This is a genomic window from Brevundimonas sp. (assembly GCF_035627475.1).
Taxonomy (GTDB): domain Bacteria; phylum Pseudomonadota; class Alphaproteobacteria; order Caulobacterales; family Caulobacteraceae; genus Brevundimonas.
Window position 1 is genome coordinate 1 of record NZ_DASPLR010000030.1, and the last position, 23,089, is coordinate 23,089.

18 protein-coding genes and 1 tRNA gene are annotated in these 23,089 nt (G+C 70.9%); 7 read left to right on the forward strand and 12 right to left on the reverse strand.

The window, feature by feature from the left end; all coding sequences use genetic code 11:
- Together VEA62_RS07850 and VEA62_RS07855 are read right to left on the reverse strand one after the other, a co-directional pair.
- A partial coding sequence (locus VEA62_RS07850) for a translocation/assembly module TamB domain-containing protein (protein WP_324820310.1) occupies positions 1–4,010 on the reverse strand: 4,010 nt, incomplete at its 3' end.
- Positions 4,007–5,803: an autotransporter assembly complex family protein gene (locus VEA62_RS07855; protein ID WP_324820311.1), complete on the reverse strand. Its 1,797-nt coding sequence runs from the start codon at positions 5,801–5,803 to the stop codon at positions 4,007–4,009. The genes VEA62_RS07850 and VEA62_RS07855, both read right to left, overlap by 4 nt.
- A gap of 244 nt (positions 5,804–6,047) precedes the next feature.
- Between VEA62_RS07855 and VEA62_RS07860 the strand changes: the two genes are divergently transcribed.
- Together VEA62_RS07860 and VEA62_RS07865 are read left to right on the forward strand one after the other, a co-directional pair.
- A complete protein-coding gene (locus tag VEA62_RS07860) occupies positions 6,048–8,573 on the forward strand; it encodes a calcium-binding protein (RefSeq protein ID WP_324820313.1) in 2,526 nt (841 codons plus the stop codon).
- A gap of 116 nt (positions 8,574–8,689) precedes the next feature.
- The gene (locus VEA62_RS07865; RefSeq protein ID WP_324820315.1) at positions 8,690–10,555 is read left to right on the forward strand and encodes a methyltransferase domain-containing protein; all 1,866 of its coding nucleotides are present in this window, start codon (positions 8,690–8,692) and stop codon (positions 10,553–10,555) included.
- Here VEA62_RS07865 and VEA62_RS07870 read toward each other — a convergent pair.
- On the reverse strand, positions 10,548–11,279 hold the full coding sequence (locus VEA62_RS07870) for a class I SAM-dependent methyltransferase (protein WP_324820317.1): 732 nt from the start codon (positions 11,277–11,279) through the stop codon (positions 10,548–10,550). The genes VEA62_RS07865 and VEA62_RS07870 overlap by 8 nt on opposite strands.
- Positions 11,280–11,383: 104 nt before the next feature.
- Positions 11,384–11,460, reverse strand: a tRNA-Lys gene (locus tag VEA62_RS07875).
- Between the two features lie 129 nt (positions 11,461–11,589).
- Between VEA62_RS07875 and VEA62_RS07880 the strand changes: the two genes are divergently transcribed.
- A complete protein-coding gene (locus VEA62_RS07880; protein WP_324820319.1) occupies positions 11,590–12,210 on the forward strand; it encodes a hypothetical protein in 621 nt (206 codons plus the stop codon).
- A gap of 179 nt (positions 12,211–12,389) precedes the next feature.
- Here VEA62_RS07880 and tgt read toward each other — a convergent pair whose 3' ends face one another.
- Positions 12,390–13,508, reverse strand: coding sequence for a tRNA guanosine(34) transglycosylase Tgt (gene tgt / locus VEA62_RS07885; RefSeq protein ID WP_324820321.1), 1,119 nt, complete (start codon positions 13,506–13,508; stop codon positions 12,390–12,392).
- 150 nt (positions 13,509–13,658) lie between these two features.
- A complete protein-coding gene (gene queA / locus VEA62_RS07890) occupies positions 13,659–14,726 on the reverse strand; it encodes a tRNA preQ1(34) S-adenosylmethionine ribosyltransferase-isomerase QueA (RefSeq protein ID WP_324820323.1) in 1,068 nt (355 codons plus the stop codon).
- Positions 14,727–15,016: 290 nt separating this feature from the next.
- On the opposite strand from queA, the gene VEA62_RS07895 reads away from it, so the two are divergent.
- Entirely contained in the window at positions 15,017–15,943 is a 927-nt protein-coding gene (locus VEA62_RS07895) for a hypothetical protein (protein WP_324820326.1), read from the forward strand.
- 13 nt (positions 15,944–15,956) lie between these two features.
- On the opposite strand, the gene VEA62_RS07900 is transcribed toward VEA62_RS07895, so the two are convergent.
- Genes VEA62_RS07900 through purL form a run of 3 tightly spaced genes read right to left on the reverse strand, consistent with a single transcriptional unit; the run spans position 15,957 to position 19,837 of the window.
- The gene (locus tag VEA62_RS07900) at positions 15,957–17,192 is read right to left on the reverse strand and encodes a serine hydrolase domain-containing protein (RefSeq protein WP_324820328.1); all 1,236 of its coding nucleotides are present in this window, start codon (positions 17,190–17,192) and stop codon (positions 15,957–15,959) included.
- Between the two features lie 57 nt (positions 17,193–17,249).
- Positions 17,250–17,636, reverse strand: a complete 387-nt coding sequence (locus tag VEA62_RS07905) for a hypothetical protein (protein WP_324820330.1) — start codon at positions 17,634–17,636, stop codon at positions 17,250–17,252.
- Positions 17,633–19,837, reverse strand: coding sequence for a phosphoribosylformylglycinamidine synthase subunit PurL (purL, locus tag VEA62_RS07910; protein WP_324820332.1), 2,205 nt, complete (start codon positions 19,835–19,837; stop codon positions 17,633–17,635). Before purL ends, VEA62_RS07905 begins: the two co-directional genes overlap by 4 nt.
- A gap of 101 nt (positions 19,838–19,938) precedes the next feature.
- Between purL and VEA62_RS07915 the strand changes: the two genes are divergently transcribed.
- Positions 19,939–20,085, forward strand: a complete 147-nt coding sequence (locus tag VEA62_RS07915) for a hypothetical protein (RefSeq protein ID WP_324820334.1) — start codon at positions 19,939–19,941, stop codon at positions 20,083–20,085.
- Complete coding sequence (locus tag VEA62_RS07920; RefSeq protein ID WP_324820335.1) at positions 20,085–20,327, forward strand: Tat pathway signal protein; 243 nt, start codon at positions 20,085–20,087, stop codon at positions 20,325–20,327. The genes VEA62_RS07915 and VEA62_RS07920 overlap by 1 nt, the downstream gene beginning before the upstream one ends.
- Here VEA62_RS07920 and VEA62_RS07925 read toward each other — a convergent pair.
- Positions 20,324–21,124: a hypothetical protein gene (locus VEA62_RS07925; RefSeq protein ID WP_324820337.1), complete on the reverse strand. Its 801-nt coding sequence runs from the start codon at positions 21,122–21,124 to the stop codon at positions 20,324–20,326. The genes VEA62_RS07920 and VEA62_RS07925 overlap by 4 nt on opposite strands.
- A 113-nt stretch (positions 21,125–21,237) precedes the next feature.
- On the opposite strand from VEA62_RS07925, the gene VEA62_RS07930 reads away from it, so the two are divergent.
- Positions 21,238–21,501 carry a hypothetical protein gene (locus VEA62_RS07930; protein ID WP_324820339.1) on the forward strand — a complete coding sequence of 88 codons (264 nt, stop codon included), beginning with the start codon at positions 21,238–21,240 and terminating at the stop codon, positions 21,499–21,501.
- A gap of 279 nt (positions 21,502–21,780) precedes the next feature.
- Here the strand turns inward: VEA62_RS07930 and VEA62_RS07935 are convergent, their stop codons facing one another.
- Positions 21,781–22,332 (reverse strand): sugar O-acetyltransferase, encoded by a 552-nt coding sequence (locus VEA62_RS07935; RefSeq protein ID WP_324820341.1) that lies wholly within the window; start codon positions 22,330–22,332, stop codon positions 21,781–21,783.
- Positions 22,333–22,417: 85 nt separating this feature from the next.
- Complete coding sequence (purQ, locus tag VEA62_RS07940; protein WP_324820343.1) at positions 22,418–23,080, reverse strand: phosphoribosylformylglycinamidine synthase subunit PurQ; 663 nt, start codon at positions 23,078–23,080, stop codon at positions 22,418–22,420.
- Between the last annotated feature and the right edge of the window lie 9 nt (positions 23,081–23,089).

Sequence of the window (23,089 nt, forward strand, 5' to 3'; positions counted from 1 at the left end):
GCGACGGTCATGCCGTATTCGTCGCTGCCGAAGGCCAGGCGATCCAGGCCCGCCAGTTCGCGCAGGTTGCCGATCACGTCGAAACCGCCGCCGCCGGCGACCGAGGCCACGCTTGAGGCCAGCTGCGCCGCCTCCACCCCCGACAGCTGGGAGGCCGAGCGGCCGAACAGGATCTGGGCCAGGATCTCGTCCTGGGGCAGGACCGGCTGGGAGGTAAGGGTCAGCTGCGGCCGCGCCGCCGTGCCGGTCACCCGGATCACCGCGGTCAGCGACGGGTCCTCGCGCACGGCCCGCAGGTCCAGCCGGATGTCCTCGGGCCGGGTGCTCAGCGTCACGCCGCCGGTGTCGTCGAAGATGAAGCGCTTGCCGGCGAACTCGTAGTCGCCGCGCACGATCCTGGCCTGGCCGGTCAGGACGGGGTTGGCGGTCGTGCCCGTGACGTGGGCGTTCACCGACATGTCCACGTCCAGGCCGCGCCCGCTGATGATCACGTTGCGCGGCGCGCGCAGCTTGATGTCCAGGGCGATGCCCGGACCCCGGGGGCGGGTGCGGGTGGCGAAGGAGTCCTCCCGGATCGGACGGTTGATCTCCACCACGTCCATCCGCACGACGCCGGTGGGCGTGGGCGGGTTCGGCGCGATTTCGGCGCTGTTCACCAGCAGGTCGCCGGTGAGGCGGATGCGGCCGTCGGCGGCGCGCTCCATGCGCACCGGACCGCTGGCGCGGGCCGTGGCGATGTCGTTATCGATCACCTCGAAGCGGTCGAGCGTCAGGTCGAAGCTGGAGGCGCCGCCGCTGCGGAACTCCAGCCGTCCCTGGCCGGTGACCGTGCCCGGCGTTCCGCTGCGGCCGTCGTTGGCGCTGAACTGGCGGATGACGGCGACGTTGCGCTCGAAGGTGGCGTCCAGGGTCAGGGCGCGCAGCGCGACGCCCGAACTGGCGTCGTCGAAACGGCCGTTGGCCACGGCGGCCCCGCCCTGGATCAGGGGGTCATTCAGGGTGCCCGACAGCCGGCCATTGGCGTCGACCTGACCGCCGAGGCTCTGGTCGCCGCCGAGGACCAGGTCCCACACCGGCTTGATCTCGCCCTTGACCGAGAATTCGCCCGACATCGGCCGGTTGCGCACCACCGCCAGCCGGAGCGGCGCGGCCGAGGCCTCCACCGGCAGGACCAGGGTGGTGTCGGCGCGCACCCCGCCCTCGTCGAAGGCCGCCGCGACGACGCGCAGCTGGTTGTCGGTCAGCTGCGCCCGGATGGAGCCGTCCACCGCCAGGTTGCGCGGGCCATCGGTGCTGCGAGCATCCTCGAGCGTGGCGTCCAGCGAGCCGGCGAGGCGCTCGCCCCGGCCCGACATCACCAGCACCCCGTTGATGCGGCCGGCGAAGTCTTCGCCGATGGCGCCGAGGTCCACACCCGTCAGGTCTGCCCGGGCGTCGAAGCCGGCGGCGGTCTGGCGCGCGTCGGCCAGCAGGCGGCCATTGCCGAAGCCGAGGTCGAGGTGCGCGGTGCGGTTTTCGCCGGAAAGGCTGACGACCGCCGGCTGGAGGGTGCGGAAGACTGCCCGCCGCAGCTGGCCGTCGCCGCTCAGGCTGACGGTGTGGCCCGTGTCCTGACGCGCGTAGACGCCCTGTCCCTCGAACTTGACCGGCATGGCGCCGGCGACGTTGGCCGAGACGATGAAGGGAAGCCGCGACAGGGTGCCCCGGCCGCTGAGGCGCAGCGCCCGGAACAGGTAGTCCGAGCCCCGGAAGCGCAGGTTCTCGCCGGTGACGTCGATGATCGCCTCGGCGTTGGAGGGGCCGTCGGTCAGGCGGACCCGCCCGGCTGCGAACCCGGACTCCACGAAGGCGCCGGCGCTGGCCATGAAGGTCAGGTCGGCGCTGGACGGGTTGCGGCCCTGGAGGGCCAGAGACCCGCGCGCGTTCAGCCCGCCGGCGTCGACGAACAGCTCATCCAACCGCACCCCGTCGCCGATGAAGCGGAAGGCCGAGCGCGCCTCGGCCGGACCGTAGTTGCTGCCGGAGGTGACGGCGATCCGGCCGTCATAGGCCCGGTTCTGGCGCGTGAAGCTGAGCGTCACGTCGGCCTGGGTCAGCGTCATCGGACCGACGTCGATCTCGGCGAACTTCGCCTTCAGATCGGCGCGCGGCTCGCTGAAGGTCCCGGTCAGGGCGCCCGAGCCGCTGGCGTCGCCGGCGATCTCCACCGGCCCCGCCTGGAACGGCCCCCTGGCCGTCCAGTCCAGCGCCAGACGCATGCGTCCTCCGGGCTCCAGCAGGCCCTTGGCCGACATGCGCCCCGCCTTGCCGTTCAGCACGGCCTCGCGGATCGAGGTCGTTCCGGACTGGTAGGCGCCCGAGGCCTGCAGCCGCGGCTCTGGACCGAGCAGCCGGTCGAGCTGGGCCAGGCCCGACGCGAACTTTCGGCCGCGCGCGTCGAAGCTGATGGTCCAGGGCTGCCCCGAGCGGGACTGGCTGGCGTCGAAGGTCCCGCCGAGCGCGCCGCGAGCGCCCTTGCGCATCACGGCGATGTTCGTCAGGTCCGCCTTGCCCCGGAACGACAGCCCCCCGGTCAGGCCCCGGCTCCCGGTCCCGTCAACCCGACCGGCGGCGCCGTCGATCTGCAATCGCTCGAACAGCCACCGTCCGTCGGTCAGCCGGGCCACCTCTACGTGGGCCTCGGGGCGCGCGCCCAGCAGGCGCGGGATCACGCCGGGGCCGCCAGCCCCAACGCCGTCGAGATCGCCATCGATGTCCCAGCGGCCCCGGTTCTGGACGAGGTCGACGGGCCCGGACAGGCGCGCGAGCTTCACGCCCACCAGTTGCGGCTGCTCCAGACGGGCGTTGCCGCGCAGCCGCCAGCGCCGGGGATCGCCGGACCACTCGCCCTCGAACGCGCCCGCGCCGCCGACGGTGAGCCCGGCCAGCTGGGTGGCCGAAGCGGTGGTGAAGTCCACCGGCATGGGTCCGACCGAACGCATGGTCTTGCGGCTGACCAGTCCGCGCGCCCGGGCCGACAGGTTGTCGGAGCGGAACACGACGCCAAGCCCGAAATCGTCGCCCCGCGCCTTGCGGGCCGCCAGGCCGAAGGCGGCTTCCGTGCCGAAACGGCGCGCCAGGCCGTCGAACAGGTCGGATCCGGCGAAGGAGACATAGCCCGAGGCCCGGGCGTTTTCCTTGCCCCAGGTTCCGCCTGCGCGCAGGGGCTCGAAGGTTCCGGTGCGCACCACCGCCCCGAAGACGCCGGCGCCCTCCTCGCCGGCCGACCGGACGGCGGCGACGAAGGGGCGGTCGGGGGAGTAGCCCAGAGCGCCCGCAAGCGGACCGCCGCGGCGCTCGAACGCTACGAGGTTCACGCGGGGCGCCTTGCGCGTCGCCAGCACCGCGTCGGCGGAGAGATAGTCACCCGGCCGGCTGAGGCTGATGGCCTTGACCTTGGCCGCCTTGGCGCCGGCGCGGGCGATGTCGGCCTCGCCCGTCACGGCCCAGCGGCCGTACTCCTTGCTGAAGCCCTCCATCAGCTCGACCTGGACGAAGAAGCGGTCGATATCGATCGACAGCGGCATCGGCTTGGGCGGCTCGATCTGCGGATCGATCTGCGGCCGGCGCAGCAGCCGAACCGTCCGGGCCGAGACCATGTCGGCGTGGAACCGCCGCTGCACCAGGGCCGTGTAGGTCCAGTCCACCCGCACGTCCCGGGCGTCGAGCCAGACGCCCTTCGCGTCGGTGACGGTGACCCGGTCCAGCGAGAACCTGTCCCACAGGTCGCCCTTCAGGCCGTAGACGTTGATCCGGCCGTAGCGCCCCAGCTTCTTGCCGTTGACGAAGGTGGAGACCAGGTCCCGTCCCGCCGGCGACAGCACGCCGTAGCGCCCCACCCCCAGAGCCACGATCACCAGGACCAGCGCCGCGGTCGCCGCCATGAGCAGCCAGAACGCCAGGCTGCGCCGCCGCCGCGCCTTGACCTCGGGCGTCGTCGTCTCCGGAGGCGTGACGGGTTCGTCGGTCAAAAGGCTTGTCCGAGACTCACGTAGACCTGGAACGCCGCCTGGTCGTTGCTGCGGTCCAGCGGGAAGGCGACGTCGGCGCGAATGGGGCCGAAGGGAAGCTTGTAGCGGACGCCGGCGCCCACCGCGAAGCGTACAATGGAGAAGTCGGGGATCGCCTCGGTGCCGACGGAGCCGCCGTCGACGAAGACCGCCGCACCCCAGTTCCCGAACAGCTCGCGCCGAAGCTCGACCGAGGTCTCCACCAGCGACACCCCCCCCAGCGGACGGTCGCTGCCGGGCAGGCGGGGACCGATGCCCTGATACTCGTAGCCGCGCACCGAGCCGCCGCCGCCGGAATAGAAGCGGTAGGCCGGCGGCACCTCGGGCACCCGGCCGTTCAGGATCGCGCCCATGCGCAGCCGGCCGGCCGCGACCGTGCGGCCGCCGCTGTCGAGCGGCAGGTAGATCGAGCCCTGGGCCTGGGCGCGGGCGAACCACAGGTTCTCGTCGCCGAGCGCGTAGGCGGGCTGCACGTCGGCGGACACGCGCCAGCCGCGCTTGGGATCGAGCGGGTCGTCGGAATAGTCCAGCGCCAGGCTGGCCGGGACGGAGATCACGGCGATGTCGCGCTCCAGCTTGGCGGGCAGGAGGGTGACCGGATCGATCTCCAGCTCGGCCGATGTGCCCAGGTCCACGAGGGCGCCGTAGCTGAGGTAGGAGGTCTTGCCGATCCGCTGCTTCAGGTCGGCCCGCAGCAGCAGCGCCTCGCGATCGTAGGCGTCGGTGAGCTCGCGGATGAACTCGGTCGACAGCACCAGCGTCTGCGCCGGCTTGCGCCAGTGGGGCAGGGACAGGCGGGCGACGGCCCGCTGCTGGATCTCGGCGAGGTGCGCCTCCAGCGTCAGGGTGTCGGCGCGGCCGAGCCGGTTGAAGCGGTTCCAGATCAGGTCGACGCCGGCGCCCTCGCTGGTGGAATAGCTGGCGCCCGCCTCGAGGGTGGTCTTCGGCCGGTCCGCCAGGCTGACGACCACCGGTCGCAGCCCGTCGGGCGTGGTCTGTTCCTTGGGCGCCAGGGCGACGGTCACCGAGTCGTAGACCTGGGTGTCCAGCAGCCGGCGCTCCAGCTCGGCCACGTCCTCGGGGTCATAGACCTCGCCCTCGCGCCAGGGGGCCAGCCGCTGGACGTAGCGCGTGCGGGTACGGCCCTCGGTGCTCAGCTGGATGCCGTCCATGCGCACCAGGGACCCCGCGTCGATCTGGTAGGTGGGCCGGACCGTGCTGTCGGCGTGGTCGACCACGACCCTGCGGTCGGCGGCGCGGGCGTCGGCGTAGCCGCGGACGGTGAGGGCGGCGACGGCGCGGCCCTCGGCCGCCAGCACGTCGGCTGCCCGGCCGGGTTCGCCCGGTTCGAGCTTGAGCGCCGCCCTGGCCGCATTGGCCGACGGTTCATCCGGTGCGGTGGCGATCCACTCCACCGTCGGGTCGTCGACGAGGAACCTCTGGCCGGGCGTGATGCGCACGATCGCCTGGGGAGGATCGCCATCGCTGACGTCCGGCTCCACCTCATAGGCGTAGTAGCCCTCGGAACGCAGCGCCGCGATGGCGTCCTCGGCCGCCGCGGCGGCGCGGCGGCGGGCCTGGAAGCGGGTCTCTGCGGGGTCGTCGGTCTCGCCGATGGCGCGCTCGATGCGCCCGCGCAGGTCGGCGTCCTCCACGCCCTCGACCACGGCCTTCGGCGCCGCGTGCGCCCGCGCGGAGGCGCAGACCACGCCCAACGCCGCCAGGCCGGCGAGCACGAAGCGAATGCGTCCCAAGCACCTTCCCCAGATCGCGCGCGGCTCCCTCCCTCGGGTATCCCGCGCGCCCTACGGAGCACTTAACGCGAAACGGCCGAGGTGGGTTCGAAAATCATCCCGGGAAATGCAGGCGTCAGGGGGCGAAATCAGGGCGTGAAGGTTAACGGCCCATCCCGCCTCGAATTGCATACGGCCTTTGTCAGTCGTGACCTCCGAGGAGCTCGCCTAGGCTCCGCGCAACATCGTTCTGCGAGAGGCCGCCATGTCCGTCCCCACGACCGCCACCCCGATCACCACGCCGCCCGCCGGCCAGTCCGACAGCTATGGCGAGATCATCGCCGCCGCTGACGGCTTCTGGGTGGTCTTCAACCGCACCGAAGGGACGGGCTCCGGCATCTTCGCCCAGCGCTATGACCTGGAGGGCGAACCCGTCAGCGAGGCGATCCAGGTGGCGCCGATCGCCTTCGGCAACGCCGCGGGTCCCGAGGCCGTCAGCCTGCCCAACGGCGACCTCGTGGTGTTCTACGTGACCTTCACCGACGTGTTCGCCGTCACCATCGACGGCGACACCGGCCAGGCGTCCGCGCCCGTGCTCATCAACGACCAGGCCTACGACAACATTCATGACGTGGTGCTGCTGGACAGCGGCGACATCGCCATGGTCACGAACCAGTTCGGCTTCCCCGTGGTCATGAACGTGCAGATCATCAGTCCGGATCTCAGCGAGATCGGCCCCCGCATCCCCATGCCCGGCGCGGAGTACATCCCCGACGCCTTCGCCTACCTCGATTTCTCGATGAACAGCTGGAACGACGGCGGCATGATCGTCTACGTCGACCGCGACGACGAGCAGCTGTACGGCCAGGCCTTCGGCGCCGACGGCCAGCCGGAAGGCTCACCCTTCCAGATCAACTCGACCCAGCGCGCGCCCTTCTTCCTGTCCGACAAGATCATGGTGGAGCCGCGGGTGCAGGAACTCGCCGGCGGCGGCTTCGTGGTGATCTGGAACGACGTGGAGGACGTCGAGGGCGACTCGACGGACCAGAGCACCTTCGAGGTGCGCGCGCGGGTGTACGACGCCGCGGGAAATCCCGTCGGCGACGACTTCATCGCCAACGAAACCACTGCCTGGAACCAGTCCCGGGCCGAGATCATCGCCCTGCCGGACGGCGGCTTCGTCCTCGGCTGGACGGCTTCCGTCGACGTGATCAACAAGCAGCACGTGATCCGCTACTTCGACGAGAACGGCAATCCGACCTCCGGCGAGATCGTGATCAGCGAAGGCGCGTCGGCGGCCGTGGGCGAGGATGTCGAGTACGCCCTGCTGGCGGACGGCTCGGTGGCCCTGGTCTACCCCGGCGAAGGCGGGAAACTGTACGTCGACGGCTTCACCCCCGAAGCCCCGCCGCCTGGGCCCACGCCCGGCGCCGACGTGCTCGAAGGCACGGCCGGGGCCGACGAGATCGACGCCCTGGCCGGGAACGACATCGTCCACGGTCTGGCCGGGAACGACATCCTCCTGGGCAATGCCGGCAACGACCAACTGTTCGGCGACGAGGGCGACGACGTACTGAACGGCGGCACGGGCGCCGACAGCCTGGCCGGCGGGCTCGGCCGCGACTGGGCCAGCTACGAGGGCGCGGCCGGCGCGGTGGGCCTGAACCTGGCGACTGGTACGCACACCGGCGACGCGGCCGGCGATACATTCAGCTCCATCGAGCGCTGGCAGCTGTCCAGCCACGCCGACAGCTTCGTCGGCGCGGGCCGCTCCGACTACGTCTACGGCGGCGACGGCGCAGACACGCTCAGCGGCGGCGCTGCCATCGACCGGCTGTACGGCGAGGCGGGCGACGACACCCTGAACGGCGACGCCGGCAACGACGTGCTGGAAGGCGGCGCCGGGGCGGACACGATCCGCGGCGGCGCGGGCAAGGACGGGGCCAGCTACGCCGGCGCCGCCTCGGCCGTGAGCATCAACCTCACGACCGGCGTGCACACCGGCGACGCCGCGGGCGACACCTTCGAGGACGTCGAGTTCTGGCTGCTGTCCGGCCAGGCCGACACCTTCGTCGGCGCCGCCGACGGCGACGAAGCCCAGGGCGGCCACGGCAGCGACTCCCTCTCGGGCGCCGGCGGCGCCGACTGGTTGCGCGGCCAGGGCGGCCACGACGTCCTGAACGGCGAGGACGGCAACGACGTGCTGGAGGGCGGCGTCGGCGCCGACCAGATGAACGGCGGCGACGGGACGGACTACGCCTCCTATGTCGCTGCGGTCGGCGTCAACCTGAGCACTAACGTGCACACCGGCGAGGCGGCCGGCGACACCTTCAACTCCGTCGAGCGGTTCCGTCTCAGCGGCTTCGACGACAGCTTCGTCGGCTGGGCCGGCGTGGACTGGGCGGCGGGCTACCAGGGCGCGGACACCCTGGACGGGGCCGGGGGCAACGACACCCTGAACGGCGGCATCGGCGACGACGTGCTGATCGGCGGGAGCGGGCGCGACAAGCTGATCGGCGAACTCGGCGACGACACCCTCACCGGGGGCGCCGGCGGCGACTTCTTCAAGGTCACCAACGAGGGCTTCGGCGACGACGTGGTCACCGACTTCGAGAACGGGCTCGACCTGATCGCCGTCAGCGGCTTCGCCGGGGCGGAAGACTTTTCCGACCTGGCGCTGTCGACCAGCAGCGAGGGCTGGGCGGTGGTCACCTTCCCCGACGGCTCGACCCTGACGCTGGAGGGGGTGGCCCAGGCCGACATCGACGCGGCGGATTTCCTGTTCGCCTGATCTCCCCCGGGATCAGGATCGGGCGGCGGCGTTGACGCAGGTCGGCGCCGCCGCTACCCCGCCCTGAGGCGCCCGGCGATGTCCGTTCGGGCCGCGGCCTTGGCGGGGAGGGCGGCATGGCGACGACCGTCACCTTGAACCTGACACCCGCGGCCGACGCCGGGCAGGGCCTGCACCGCCGGGCGGTCTTCCTCGAACACCCCAGCTCGCCCGTCCGAAATACGGTCAGCCGCGAGGTGATCGCGGCCTTTGGACCGGACGTGTACCGCTCCACCAACCTGGGCGAGACCTGGGCGGCGGTGCGGGTCGAGGGATGGGCGCCGTCGACGGTCTACCGCTGCTTCACCCTGGAGGACGGCAACCGGGTGGTGCAGACCCAGGAGCCGGCCGCCACCTTCCTGGTCGATCCCGACTTCAACCTGATCTCTCCCTGCGAGACCGGCGCCCACAACTGGCACGGGACCTGGTCGGTCGATCAGTCCGCAGCCGGGGTGGTGATGTACGCCGAGTACGCCTCCGCGACCGAGCGCCTGCACGTCTGGCGCTCGAAGGACGGCGGGCGAAACTGGGACACGGCGCTGGAAATCCGCGGCATGACCGGCGCACGCGAAGACGCCGACGCCCGCCACTTCCACACCTGCCAGGCCGATCCGCATCAGCCCGGCCGCTGGATCGTATCCACGGGCGACCACTTCACCCACTGCCGCGTCTGGATCTCCGATGACGAGGGCGACAGATGGACCGAGGCGCCCGCTCCGGTCGCTCCGCCGGGGATCATCGCACCGCGCCGGGCCCGCCAGCTGCTGCGCTACACGGCCGTGATCTTCGAGCCGGACGTGGTCTGCTGGCCCACGGACGACCTGCTGGAGCGCGGACAGGCCGGGCTGGTCGTCGCCGACCGGGCCGAGCCTACCCGCATCCGCGCCGTGCTGCCGCTCGGGCCCAACGAGATGCGATCCTACGTGCGCATCGACGACCGCTTCGGCCTGGCGATCGCCCAGGCCAAGCACGACACCGACAGGGCCGAGGTGTTCCTGACCGAGGACTGGCGCTCGGTCATCCCGCTGCCGGCGATCGAGAGCCCCGACGGCGCGGCGTCCGCCTTCACCCGTTCGGTGTGCAGCCGCATGGCCGTGGACGGGGTGTTCTTCTCCTTCGACGACAGCGGTTTCGCCGGCTACGGCTGCCGAACGGCGCGGTGGGAGCTGAAATTCCGCACCCGCTCGCCCTCCCCGGCCGAGGCGCCCGACGGCGGCTGCAATATCTGCGCACCGGGCGCCGAGCAGCGCATCGCCGAGGGCTTCCCGGAAGAGGTGCGCCGGGAGGGCGATCCCGAGGGCTATCAGGTTCGCGGCGGCGTGCGCGAGGAGTACGTCTGCCCGGTGTGCAAGTCCCGCGGCCGCATCCGCGCCCTGCACACCCTGCTGGCCCAGGCGCGCGGGTTCCTGCCCACGGACGGATCGCTGCTGCTGGTCTCCGGCAACAAGCAGGAGCAGCGGTTCCTGGCGAAGACCTTCCGCGAGGTGGTGCACGTCTCCCTTGTGGGCGACCACGACGACCCCAACTGCATCCTCGGCGTCGACATCCGCGACATGCACCAGGTGGAGACCGGCCGCTTCGACGCGGCGATCGCAGCGGGCGTGCTCGACTATGTGCCGGAGCTGGACAAGGCCCTGCGCGAGGTCGCCCGGGTGCTCAAGCCCGGCGGCGTGTTCCTGTTCTACATCCAGCCCTACCGGGTGGTCGATGACCCCAGGGCGACGGTGCGCGTGACCCACCACAACGCCCTGGCCCACGAGGCCTATGCGCCGCAGCAGGGCGGTCAGACCGGCATTCCGAACTGCGTGTTCGGCCGCGACTGGATCAAGCTGACGGCCCGTCGCACCGGCTTCGCCATCGACGACTACCCGCTGCAGGACTCCGCCAGCGAGCTGCGCTTCACCTGGTTCATGGCCCGGCGCCTGCCGGACAAGATCAGCTGACCGCCAGCGGCTTGCGCGCCAGCCACCAGCCGACGACGAGGTCGCTGACCGGATCGCGCAGGTCGTGGGCCTGGACCTCGAACCCGGCCGCCCGCGCCGACGCCTCGATGAAGCCGCGGCCGAAGCTGCAGGTCGGCAGGGCGGGCTCCACTCCGGCCGCGGTCTCGCGCGGCGGGCGCACGCGCACGGTCGCGGCGGGGTCGTACAGGATGTGGCCCGGCGCGATGTGGAAGACGAACACGCCGCCGGGCTTCAGCACCCGCTGGATCTCCGCAAAGGCCCGGTCCAGCTCCGGCACGTGGTCCAGCACCGCCGACGCGGCCGCCAGGTCGAAGGCGCCGGAGGGCGCGTCGGGCATGGCGCGGATGTCTGTCCCGACGATACAGCCCGGGTCGCCCAGGTCGCCCTGCAGCGACACGTGGGTCAAGCGGGCGAAGCGCTTGCGCAGCAGCCGCTGCTCATGCCGCAGGCCTGCCACCAGCAGGGCATGGCCCTCGGACGGCAGGAAGGCCCGCGCCTGGGAGATAAGGGACGCGAAGGTCCGCGTCCGCGCCCGCGACGAGCAGGCGGGGCACAGGTAGTCGGTCGGCGCCTCTGCCGGCCCCTTGAACCGCTCCGGAACGGCCGGCGCGCGCACCACGCCCGAGAGTCCCTCGTCCAGCGCGGGCTGCACCGCCGGCTGGCAGATGTTGCAGGTGCGGGTCAGGGGTTCGGTGTCCGTCACGGCATGGCTCTCCTGCGCCCATCTAGGGCAGGCGACGGCTCTGGCGCCAGTCCGCGCCTGGGAAAGGAGACTGCTTCGGCGACGTCACCAGGCCCGGAAAGGCTTGGTGAGCCCCCTGGGACTCGAACCCAGGACCCTCTGATTAAAAGTCAGATGCTCTAACCGGCTGAGCTAGGGGCTCCCCGAAGCGGCGCGGACCATAGTGGCGCCCGCCGCGCGCCGCAAGCGGTTCCCCGTGAAGGCGTTGTCATTTGCGTGAAACGCGATTCCGTGGTGAGGCAAGCGACGGGAATGGCGGGGAGAATTGCCGGTGCGGCGGGGTCTGATCGTTCTTGTCTGCGGCGCGCTCGCCTTGGCCGCCTGCCAGAGCACCAAGCGGGCGGCGGTCAGCACGCGGGACAACGTCGGCCGCGGCGCCGTCGGCGTACGAGCCGGCATCGGCGACGCCGTCACCGCGCCGCTGGAGGACCTGAACCTCAAGCGCACGAAAATCCCGGCCATCCTGCTCGACGCCGAGGAGAACCCCTACAGCCTCGACGGCATGGAGCGGTGTGAGGGCATCGCGGCCGAGGTGGCCCGGCTCGACGACGCGCTCGGTCCCGACATGGACGAGCCGCCGCCGCCGACCCCTACGCGCGGCCAGGCCGCAGCCGACGGCGCCGCCGACCTGACGCTGAGCGCCGTGCGCAACGTGACCACCGACGTCATCCCCATGCGCGGGTGGGTGCGCCGCCTGACCGGCGCCCAGAAACACTCCCGCCACGTCCAGCGCGCCATCCGCGCCGGGACCATGCGGCGCAGCTATCTCAAGGGCGTAGGCATGCAGAAGAACTGCCACCCGCCGGCCGCGCCGCGATGGTTTGTGCCGCGGACGCAGGTGCGGATGGAGCGGGCGCGACCGTCGCGGACCGCGCCGGTGCGGCGGCGGTAGGCGGCGGCTGGCTCCCGCTCTCCCTTGGGAGAGCCAGCGAGCCCTTGCGCAGCAAGGGGAGCGGGAGAGGGTCCGGTGAAGGGCGCTGCGTCGCGCGCGGCCCTAAACCCTCCCCCGGGTTCGCCTTGCGAACGCCGGGCCCTCCCCAGGGAGGGCAGGACCCAAGCCGCGCGTGCAGTTCAGCCCTTGCTCCGCTGCCCCTGCACGAACGCCTTCCGGTAGGCCTCGAACCGCCCCTCCGCGATCGCAAGCCGGACCTCGGCCATGGTCTGCTGGAAGAAGGCGATGTTCCACCAGCTGAGCAGGACCTGGCCCAGAATCTCGTCGCATTTCACCAGGTGGTGCAGGTAGGCCTTGGAGTAGTCGCGGCCTGCGGGGCAGGCGCTGGTCGGGTCCAGCGGCTCGTCGTCCTCGGCGAAGCGGGCGTTCTTGAGATTGATGGAGCCCTCGCGGGTCCAGGCCTGGCCGTGGCGTCCCGAGCGGGTCGGCAGGACGCAGTCGAACATGTCCACGCCGCGCGCCACCGCCTCGACCAGGTCCACCGGCTTGCCCACGCCCATCAGGTAGCGCGGGCGGTCGGCGGGCAGCATGGCGGCGCTGAAGTCCAGCGTATCCATCATCTGGTCGTGGCCCTCGCCGACGGCGAGGCCGCCGATGGCGTAGCCGTCGAAGCCGATCTCGAGCAGGCGCTCGGCCGACTCCCGGCGCAGGTGCTGATACGTCGAGCCCTGCTGAATGCCGAACAGGGCCTGGGTGCCGCGCGTGCCGAAGGCGTTCTTGGACCGCTTGCCCCAGCGCGCGGACAGCTCGAGCGCCTCGCGGGCCCGGGTCTCCTCGGCCGGCCAGGAGACACACTCGTCCAGCTGCATGACGATGTCGGAGCCAAGCAGGTCGGCCTGGATCTCGATCGAGCGCTCGGGCGACAGGACGTATTTGGAGCCGTCGATGTGGCTTGCGAAGGTGACGGCGTCTTCCTTGACCTTGGAGATGCCCGAGAGGCTCATCACCTGGAAGCCGCCGGAGTCCGTCAGGATCGGGCCGCTCCAGCGCATGAAGTTGTGGAGCCCGCCCAGCCTCTTCACCCGCTCGGCGCCGGGACGCAGCATCAGGTGGTAGGTGTTGCCCAGGATGATGTCGGCTCCGGTCTGCTTCACCTGGTCGACGGTCAGCGCCTTGACCGTGCCGGCCGTGCCGACGGGCATGAAGGCCGGCGTGCGGATGTCGCCGCGAGGGGTGCGCAACACGCCGGTGCGGGCGGCGCCGTCAGCGGCGGAGATCTCGAAGGGAAAGGCGGCCATGGGCCGGGGGGTTTAGCGGAAGTTCGCGGCTAACCCCAGCCCCCGAGCGTGGTGGTGCGACCTCGCCCTTCGACAAGCTCAGGATGAGGTCGAATTCGATGTCAGTAGAAATCCTCATGCTGAGCGTGTCGAAGGACGAGGATTTCGGCCCTACGCCCGGAACAGCAGCGAGCTGTCCCCGTACGAATAGAACCGGTACCCCCCCGCGATGGCGTGCTGGTATGCCGCCCGCATCGTCTCGATGCCGGCAAAGGCGCTCACCAGCATGAACAGGGTCGACTTCGGCAGGTGGAAGTTGGTCATCAGCAGGTCGGCGGTGCGGAAGCGGTAGCCGGGCGTCATGAAGATGCGCGTCTCGGCGGCGAAGGGCGCGATCACGCCGTCCTCGCGTGCGGCGCTTTCCAGCAGGCGCAGCGAGGTGGTGCCGACGCAGACGATGCGGCCGCCGTTGGCCTTGACCGCGTTGAGGGCCGCGGCGGTCTCGGCGCTCACCTCGCCCCATTCCGGGTGCATGCGGTGCTCGGCGACGTCCTCGACCTTCACCGGCAGGAAGGTGCCCGCGCCGACGTGCAGGGTGACCTGGTGGGTTGTGACGCCCCTGGCCTCGAGCGCCGCGATCAGTTCGGGGGTGAAGTGCAGGCCGGCGGTGGGCGCCGCGACGGAGCCGTCGTGGGCGGCGTAGACGGTCTGGTAGTCGGCCCGGTCCTGCTCGTCCTCGGGCCTCTTGGCGGCGATGTAGGGCGGCAGGGGCATCTCGCCGAGGTCGCTGATCGCCTGGTCGAGGACGGCGCCGGCGAGGGCGAAGCGCAACTCGACCTCGCCGTCCTCGCCCTTGGCCTCGATGGTGGCATCAACCCCCGACAGCTCGCACATCTCGGCGGCGCGGCCGAAGCGGACGCGGTCGCCGGGCTTCAGCCGCTTGCCCGGCTTCATGAAGGCGGTCCAGCGGTCGGGTCCCAGGCGGCGGTGCAGGGTGGCCTCGACGTGCACCACCGTCTCCTCGCGCAAGCGCTCGCCCGAGAGGCGGGCGGGGATGACGCGGGTGTCGTTGAAGACGAGCGCGTCGCCTGCGCGCAGGTAGTCGACCAGGTCGGCGACGCTGCGGTCCTCCAGCGCCTTGCCCGGCTTGACCACCAGCAGCCTGGCCGTCCCGCGCGGGGCGGGGCGCAGGGCGATGTTCTCGTCGGGCAGGTCGAAGTCGAAGTCGGACAGGCGCATGGCGGGCGGCATGGGTCACAGGGGTGGGGGAGGTCAAGGGGCGCGGCGGGCGTTGCGGGGCCGAAATCCTTCGTCCTTGACTGCTCCGCGCCTCCCTTCGGGTCGACAGGCTCAGGATGAGGATTTCTACTGAACCCCCGTCAGTTGGGTGGTTATGGCGGCGCCTCTCATTCGACGTCACCCTGAGCCTGTCGAAGGGCGAGGTCGCGGCAACCGGTCGGCCGCTGCTCGTCGCACCATGGGCGCGCCCGCGGAACTGCGTTACGCTCGCCGCCAGTCCGGGGATCGCCATGAAACGCACACTGCTTCTCGCCGCCGCCGCGATCAGCCTCGGCGGCTGCAACCTCGTCTATTCCGAGACCCCGCTGTTTACTGCGGCGGACGCACGCGGGGCGCCGCAGTTCAGGCCCGGCGTCTGGGCCGAGCGCAAGGACGGCTGCGAGGTCGATACTTCCCGCCCCGTCGACGAATGGCCCGAATGCGCGGGCGGGGCTGTGATCACCCCGACGGCCATCGAGGAGAAGGACGACAAGCCCACCAGCACCAACTACCTGCTCGCCGGCGGAGATCCGCAGGTCATGCAACTGGCCGTGGAGCTGGATCCGAAGAAGCCGGCAATCTTCATGTACGCGGGCGTCCGCCCGCTGGAGCGCGATCCGGGCGGCATGATCGTCGAGGCCGAGCTGTGGATCGCCCAGTGCGGCCCGCCGCCGCCCCAGCCTGTCGAGGCGCCAGAGGGGGTGGACGAAGATGCCGCGGAACTCGACGAGGAGCTGTCGATGGCCGACGACGTCGCCGAGGCCGTGCGCGACCCGTTGCTGGACGAGGGCCTGGCGGATGATCTGGCCTTTGCCGACGACACCACAGCCGAGGTGATGGACGGCGCCAACGCCGACTACGATACCGATCGCGCCAGCGACGAGGACGAAGAGCTGGTGAACCGCGCCGCGGAGGATGAGGGCCTGGCCGAGGCCGAGGCCGAAGCCGAAGCGGATGCCGCGGCGGCGGAAGCCTTCACCGAAGACGCCCTGCAGGCCGAGGTGGACAAGGCCATGGCCGAGGGCGTGACGCGCGAGCCGCTGCCGGGTCTGGAGGTCAAGGAGGGCATGTGCCTGGCCCGCGCGCAGGGGCCCGTGCGCGCCGCGGTCGCCGCGAGCCCGCAGTGGGAGAAGAGCCCGCCCAGCCGAATCTACTGGGTCCGCGACGGCGACCGCTGACCCCCCGACAGCCTCAGTCCTCGATGGCGGCGTAGACCAGCGACTTCAGCTGCCGGCGGAGGTCGTAGGCGCTGGACGGCATCAGCTGGGTCATGAAGACGACGGTGATGTCGTCAGCCGGATCGACCCAGAAGTAGGTCGAGGCCGCGCCGCCCCAGTAGAAGTCCGCCGTCGCCGGCGTGCCCGCCGCGACCGGATCGATGGTCATGGCGAAGCCCAGCCCGAACCCCGCGCCGGCCGACGAGGCTTCCGAGAACAGGCCGATGGCCATCTCCTCGAGGGTGCGGCCGCCCTTCAGGTGGTTGCCCGTCATCAGCTCGAGCGTGCGCGGCCCGAGGATGCGCCGGCCGTCCAGCTCGCCGCCGCGCCGCAGCATCTCCGCGAAGCGGACGTAGTCGTCGATGGTCCCGACCAGGCCGCCGCCGCCGGAATCGAACACGGGCGGGGCCAGGTAGGTGCTGGTAGCCGGATCGTCGGCCAGCACCATGCCCTTCTTCGGGTGGCGGTAGTAGTTGGCGGCGAGGCGGTCGGCCTTGTCGGCCGCCACGTGGAACGCCGTGTCCCTCATGCCCAGGGGCTTGAAGATGGTCTCGTCGAAGTATTCGGCGAGGGATTGGCCGCTGATCCGCTCGACCAGGGCGCCGCAGACGTCGCTGGCCAGGGAGTACATCCAGCGCTCGCCGGGCTGAAAGCGCAGGGGAACCTGCCCCAGCGCCGAGATCAGGCCGTCCAGCGACTTGGAGCGGTCGGTGTACTCGCGCAGGTCGGGATAGAAGGCCTCGGTCGGGTTCTCCGGCGGCACGCCCAGGTCGGCCAGGGCCTTGCCGTAGGTCAGGCCGGAGGTGTGGCTGAGCAGGTCTCGGAAGCTGATCGGCCGCCTTGCCGGCTCGAAGGTCATGGCCTCGCCCTCGCCACCGGTCCAGACGCGGTGGCCGCCGGCCCACTCCGGAAACACCTTCGCCACCGGGTCGTCCAGCTGGAACCGGCCCTGCTCGAACAGGCTCATCAGCGCCACCGAGGTGACCGGCTTGGTCATGGAGTAGATGCGGAAGATGGTGTCGTCCGCGACCGGCCTGCCGCGCGCCACATCCATGAGCCCGCCCTGGCCACGCCAGACCGGATGCCCGTGACGATGCACCGCCACCTGCCAGCAGGGCAGCCGGCCCTCCTCGACGTAGCGGTCCAGGAAGGGGCGGATCCGGTCCAGCCGCGCCGCGTCCATGCCCGCGCCCTTGAAGTCGATCTTCACGTCCTGTCCTCCGCTGCTCGCACGTTTGTAAGCGGCGATCAGGAAGGCGGATAGGCGCTAGCGAGCCATCTCGGCAGGCATCTTCGACTGGAACGACCGGCCCGTGTCGTCCTTCACCTCGACCGGGCCGCGGCGGCTGGTGCGGGGGATCATCTTCTCGATGGCGGCGTAGACCTGGCGGGTCGCCGCCGGCGAGAGGGTGGTCAGGCACATGGTCTTCTCGCCCTCGCGGCCCCAGGTGCTGGTGGTGGTGTGGGGGACGAGGTCGGTGCGGCGCTCGACCCAGGCGTCGACCTGCTGGAAGGTCTCGCTGTCGATGCCCATGGCGTAACTGCCGAACACGACGGTGACGTTGCAGCCCCCTTCCGCCGGCATGGGCTCGGAGTTGCTGGCGCAGCCGGCCAGCGCGACGGCGGCGAGCATCGGCGCGATCAGGCGGGTCACGCCTTGCCTCCCATGAAGGCGGGCATCCAGCTCTCGTGGGCCGCCCGCAAGGTCTCCAGCGGAATGCTGAACAGTTCGCGGCTCGCGAAGGCGTCGCCGGCGGCCTCGCCGCAGACGATGGCGTGCACGCCGGCCGCCCGGGCGGCGTCCAGCACCGCGTCGGGGTTCGAGGCGGCGACCAGGTAGCGGCCCTGGTCCTCGCCGAAGAGGTAGGGGTGGGCGTTGTCGTGGCTGGTGGCGTTGAGCGTCACGCCGACGTTCGACGCCAGCGCCACCTCGGCCGCCGCGACCACCAGGCCGCCGTCGGACAGGTCGTGTACGCCGGTGACGAGGCCGTCGCGGATCAGGCCGCGGACGAAGTCGCCGTGCTTGCGCTCGGCGGCGAGGTCCACCGGCGGCGGGGCGCCGTCCTCGCGGCCCAGCACCTCGCGCAGGTAAAGGCTGGCGCCCAGCTCGCCGTGGGTGTCGCCGATCAGGATCAGGGTGTCGCCGGCCTTCACGCGGCCGAATCCCGCGCGGGCGCCGTAGTCCTTCAGCAGGCCGACCGCGCCGACGGTGGGCGTCGGCGGAATGGCCTGGCCGTTGGTCTCGTTGTAGAGGCTGACGTTGCCGCTCACGACCGGGAAGTCGAGCGCGGCGCAGGCCTCGGCCATGCCGTCGATGGCGCGCACGATCTGGCCCATGATCTCGGGCCGCTCGGGATTGCCGAAGTTCAGGTTGTCGGTGATGGCGATGGGCTCGGAGCCCACGGCGGTCAGGTTGCGCCAGGCCTCGGCCACGGCCTGCTTGCCGCCCTCGTAGGGATCGTTCTGGACGTAGCGGGGCGTCACGTCGCTGGTGACCGCCAGCGCCTTGCGGGTCCCGTGCACGCGAACCATGCCGGCATCGTGGCCGGTGGCGCTGTCCGCCAGGGTGTCGGCCATGACGTGGCGGTCGTATTGCTCCCACAGCCAGCGCTTGGAGGCGACGTCGGGGCAGGTCATGACCTTGAGCACCGCCTCTTCCCAGTTCTGGGGCGCGGGCACCTGGCCCGGATCGAGACGCTCGTGCTTCGCGGGCTCGACCCAGGGGCGGTCGTACAGGGGCGCGTCGTCGCTCAGCGGGGCCAGCGGCAGGTCGCACACGGTCTCGCCCTTGTGCTTGAGCACGATGCGGCCAGTGTCCGTGGTCTTGCCGATGATGGCGGCGTCCAGGCCCCACTTCTCGAAGATGGCGTGGCCGTCCCGCTCGCGGCCGGGCTTCAGGATCGCCAGCATGCGCTCCTGGCTTTCCGACAGCATCATCTCGTAGGCGGTCATGCCCTCTTCGCGCTGGGGCACCATGTCGAGGTCGAGCTCGATGCCCACGCTGCCCTTGCCGGCCATCTCGACCGACGAGGAGGTCAGGCCGGCCGCGCCCATGTCCTGGATGGCGGCGACCGCGCCCGTGGCCATCAGCTCGAGCGTCGCCTCGATCAGCAGCTTCTCGGCGAAGGGATCGCCGACCTGCACCGTCGGGCGCTTCTCGTCGGAGTCCTCGTCGAACTCGGCCGAGGCCATGGTCGCTCCGTGGATGCCGTCGCGGCCGGTCTTCGATCCGAAATAGACCACCGACAGCCCCGGCGCCGGGGCGGCGGAATAGAACAGGGCATCTGCCTTGGCCACGCCCACGCACATGGCGTTGACCAGGATGTTGCCGTTGTAGCCCCGATGGAAATTGGTCTCGCCGCCCACCGTCGGCACGCCGACGCAGTTGCCGTAACCGCCGATGCCGGAGACCACGCCCTTGACCAGCCGCTTGCTCTTCTCGTGCGACGGGTCGCCGAAGCGCAGGGCGTTGAGCAGGGCCACGGGCCGGGCTCCCATGGTGAAGACGTCGCGCATGATGCCGCCCACGCCCGTCGCCGCCCCCTGGTAGGGCTCGATGTAGGACGGATGGTTGTGGCTCTCCATCTTGAAGATGCAGGCGTCGCCGTCGTCGATGTCGATGACCCCGGCGTTCTCGCCCGGTCCGCAGATCACGCGAGGCCCCTTGGTCGGGAATTTGCCGAGGTGGATCTTTGACGACTTGTACGAGCAGTGCTCGGACCACATCACCGAGAAGACGCCGAGTTCGACCTGGTTGGGTTCGCGGCCCAGCCGGTCGAGAACGACCTGATACTCGTTCGGGGCCAGGCCGTATTCGGCGGCCAGTTCGGCCATGGTCTTTTCGGGAGCGCTCATGGCCGCGCCTTCTAGCCGCAGACGGCGCCCCTGTCAGCCGTTCCCGGCGGAACATCGTCGCCGGCCCGCCATTCTGTCAGACGAAGCCAACGGAGGCCGCCATGACGGACCAGCCGATCGATCCCGCCGCCACTCCCGCAGACCCCGACGCGCCCGAGATCGCCGCCGACGACGCGGGGGCCAGCGCCGCCGCCGAACGGGCCGCGAAACAGGCCGCCAATGACGACACCGCGGGGGAGAGCGACTGATGGCCCGCACCGGAAGCGAGACCACGCCGACTCCGGCCGACCACCAGCAGATGGATCGCTCCAACGACCCGGAGGTCACCCGGGCGATGGACGAGGCGGCGCCGGAGCAGGCGATGGCCAGCCGCCGGCAGCGCCTGACCGGGTCGGCGGTCGGCGTCGGCAGCGTCGGCTTTGACGAGGACGGGGCGTTCGACGTCGGCGACCCGGAGCACGATCCGCACGAAAATCCCGCGGCGGACTAGCGTTCGATTCTTTCCACCCCCGGCCGCAGCCGGAAGGTCAGGATCACGGCGCCGACCAGCACCGCCACCGCCGCCGCCAGCGCCACATAGGCCAGGGGGGCGTTCCGCGCCTGCTCGGCGACGAAGGCGCCCAGCAGACCCCAGGCGATGGGCAGGGCATAGGCCATCATGCGGAGCCGGAACGTCACGCCGAGGGCGACGAGCGCCACGACGGCGATCGCCAGCATGGCCCAGGCGGTGGGGCTCAGGACGGTCGGCAGGGTCCCGTCGCCGGTCAGGACGGTGAGCAGGTTCAGCGGCGCGGCGACCGTCAGCCAGCCGGCCAGCAGGGCCAGCGGCCAGACCACGAACCAGCGGTCCCGCTCCGTCCGGCCCAGCGCCCGGATGGCGTCGGCGTTGTGCAGCAGCGGCAGAAGCAGGGCGATGAGCGAGGCGAAGATCAGCACCACAGTCGCCGCTTCCCAGTCGAAGGCCGCCGCGACGACCCACCAGCCGATGCCCAGGAAGGCCGCGACCGACGGCCAGCCGAAGCGGTGGATCAGCAGGCTCTCGCCGGTCTGACGCAGGACCTGACGGACCGCATAGGCGAGAAGTCCGAGATAGATCACGCCCCAGATCGAGAAGGCGTAGCCGGCGACCCGGAGCGTCGCATCGCTGTCGGCCGAGAACTCCGCCGGCGTCTGGCCCCAGCCCATCAGCTGCTGGGACTGGCCGACGGCCACGGCGAACACGGCGCTGGCCAGAACGATCAGGCGCCGGGTGATCTGGGCGGGCGTCGGGCGGACGATCGAGGACATGGGAGATCCTGCGGACGAGGCGTCTGCGAACACTACGCGCCGGAAGCCGCTCTGGTTCACCCCGCCGGAACCGGGCCGTCCGCGCCGGGGTTCTGTCTGCAAAGGAGACCGCCATGGCCGACGAATCCACACGCCCCGGAGAGACGCCGCATTTCGAGACCGACACGGTCCAGGCCGACCGGGCCCGCGAGCAGGGCCTCGGCCTCGGCGAGCGGGAGCTGAACGCCCAGCGCGATCCCGGCGGGGTCCGCACCGCCGACGAGGATCCGATGCTCGAGGACGGGGCCTCGCGCACCGTCGACGAGGATGCGCTGGACCAGTCGATCGGGGTTCAGGGCTCGGCCGATGGCGAGCGCCGCCGCGCGGACGATGTCTGACCCTGCCGAGGTGGCGCGGTTTTCGAGTCCGGCGTGCCAACAGTGCCATCGTGCCCCATCGATAATGGCCCTCAAAGCAGTGGCTTAGGTCTTCGGTGGCGATGGCCGGCGGCGGCAACCGTGCCAGATTATGCGAAATTCCGGCCCAAGGAGCGATACCGTAGCGCCACTCATTCCTGACTTGTCAAAGACCCGGCGGCCGGAGAGCCGCACCGTCTGACATGGGACCGGTGGGCCGGCAGTCAAGATTGTCCAAGGAATAAATTCCTTAACGGATCGTCAGGGGCGGACGCGCGCCGGATTGCCGAGGGCCGTCGCGCCCGCCGGGACGTCGCGCGTCACCACGGCTCCGGCGCCGATGATCGCGTCGTCGCCGATCGTCACCCCCGGCAGGATCAGCGCCCCGCCGCCGATCCACACATTGAAGCCGATAGCGATCGGCTTGCCGAACTCGATCCCGGCCGCCCGCTCGGCGGCGTTGCGCGGATGGTCGGCGGTCAGGATCTGCACGCCGGGCCCGATCTGGGTTCCGTCGCCTATGTCGACCTCGCAGACGTCGAGGATGATGCAGTTGAAGTTCAGGAAGACGTTGCGGCCCAGCCGGATATTGTAGCCGTAGTCGCAGTGGAACGGCGGGCGGATCACCGCCCCCTCGCCGACTTCGCCCAGCCTCTGACGCAGCAGGTCGCGCCGCTCGGCGGGGCTGGCCGCGAGCGAGGCGTTGTAGCGCGCCATCCAGTGTTTGGCCGTGGTCTGGTCGGCCTGGAGTTCCGGATCGCCGGGGTTGTAGGGCAGGCCAGAGATCATCTTCTGGCGTTCGCTCATGAACATGGCCGGCTCCCCTCACGCATCCCTGGGGGCGCGTCCTGCGGCGAGTTCGGCCGTATCGGCCGTCCGGGTCAAGTCCGGTCCGAGGTCAGGCGGCCGCGAAGATGCTGCGGAACAGGGTCGCGCCATCGGCCGAGCCCAGCTCTTCCTCGAACGCCCGGTCGGGGTGGGGCATCATGCCCAGCACATTGCCGCGCGCGTTCTGAAGGCCGGCGATGTCCCCGACCGAGCCGTTCGGATTGTCGACGTAGCGGAACACCACCTGGCCCTCGCCCTCGATCCTGGCCAGGGTCTCGGCGTCGGCGAAATAGTTTCCGTCGCCGTTGCCCTGGGTCATCACCACCTCGCGCTGGCCCTGATAGCCGGCCGTGAAGCGGGTCTGGCCATTGGCGACGGTCAGGCTGATCGGCTTGCAGACGTATTTCAGCCCGGCGTTGCGCAGCAGGGCGCCCGGCAGCATTCCCGCCTCGCACAGGATCTGGAAGCCGTTGCAGATGCCGACCACGGCGACGCCCTTGTCAGCAGCTTGCTTCACCGCCTGCATCACCGGCGACTGCGCCGCCATGGCCCCGCAACGCAGATAGTCGCCATAGGAAAAGCCGCCCGGCAGGACGATCAGATCCAGCCCGGACGGCAGTTCCGTCTCCTGATGCCAGACCATCTGGACGGTCTCGCCCGTCGAGCGTTCGATCGCGACCTTGCAGTCGCGGTCGCAGTTGGACCCCGGGAAAACGATGACGGCTGCGCTCATGGCGGCGCC

Coding starts and splice junctions, on each gene's coding strand:
- VEA62_RS07860 (WP_324820313.1), top strand. CDS start 6,048: ATGTCCGTCCCCACGACCGCCACCCCGATCACCACGCCGCCCGCCGGC.
- VEA62_RS07865 (WP_324820315.1), top strand. CDS start 8,690: ATGGCGACGACCGTCACCTTGAACCTGACACCCGCGGCCGACGCCGGG.
- tgt (WP_324820321.1), bottom strand. CDS start 13,508: ATGGCCGCCTTTCCCTTCGAGATCTCCGCCGCTGACGGCGCCGCCCGC.
- queA (WP_324820323.1), bottom strand. CDS start 14,726: ATGCGCCTGTCCGACTTCGACTTCGACCTGCCCGACGAGAACATCGCC.
- VEA62_RS07895 (WP_324820326.1), top strand. CDS start 15,017: ATGAAACGCACACTGCTTCTCGCCGCCGCCGCGATCAGCCTCGGCGGC.
- purL (WP_324820332.1), bottom strand. CDS start 19,837: ATGAGCGCTCCCGAAAAGACCATGGCCGAACTGGCCGCCGAATACGGC.
- VEA62_RS07915 (WP_324820334.1), top strand. CDS start 19,939: ATGACGGACCAGCCGATCGATCCCGCCGCCACTCCCGCAGACCCCGAC.
- VEA62_RS07920 (WP_324820335.1), top strand. CDS start 20,085: ATGGCCCGCACCGGAAGCGAGACCACGCCGACTCCGGCCGACCACCAG.
- VEA62_RS07925 (WP_324820337.1), bottom strand. CDS start 21,124: ATGTCCTCGATCGTCCGCCCGACGCCCGCCCAGATCACCCGGCGCCTG.
- VEA62_RS07930 (WP_324820339.1), top strand. CDS start 21,238: ATGGCCGACGAATCCACACGCCCCGGAGAGACGCCGCATTTCGAGACC.
- VEA62_RS07935 (WP_324820341.1), bottom strand. CDS start 22,332: ATGTTCATGAGCGAACGCCAGAAGATGATCTCTGGCCTGCCCTACAAC.
- purQ (WP_324820343.1), bottom strand. CDS start 23,080: ATGAGCGCAGCCGTCATCGTTTTCCCGGGGTCCAACTGCGACCGCGAC.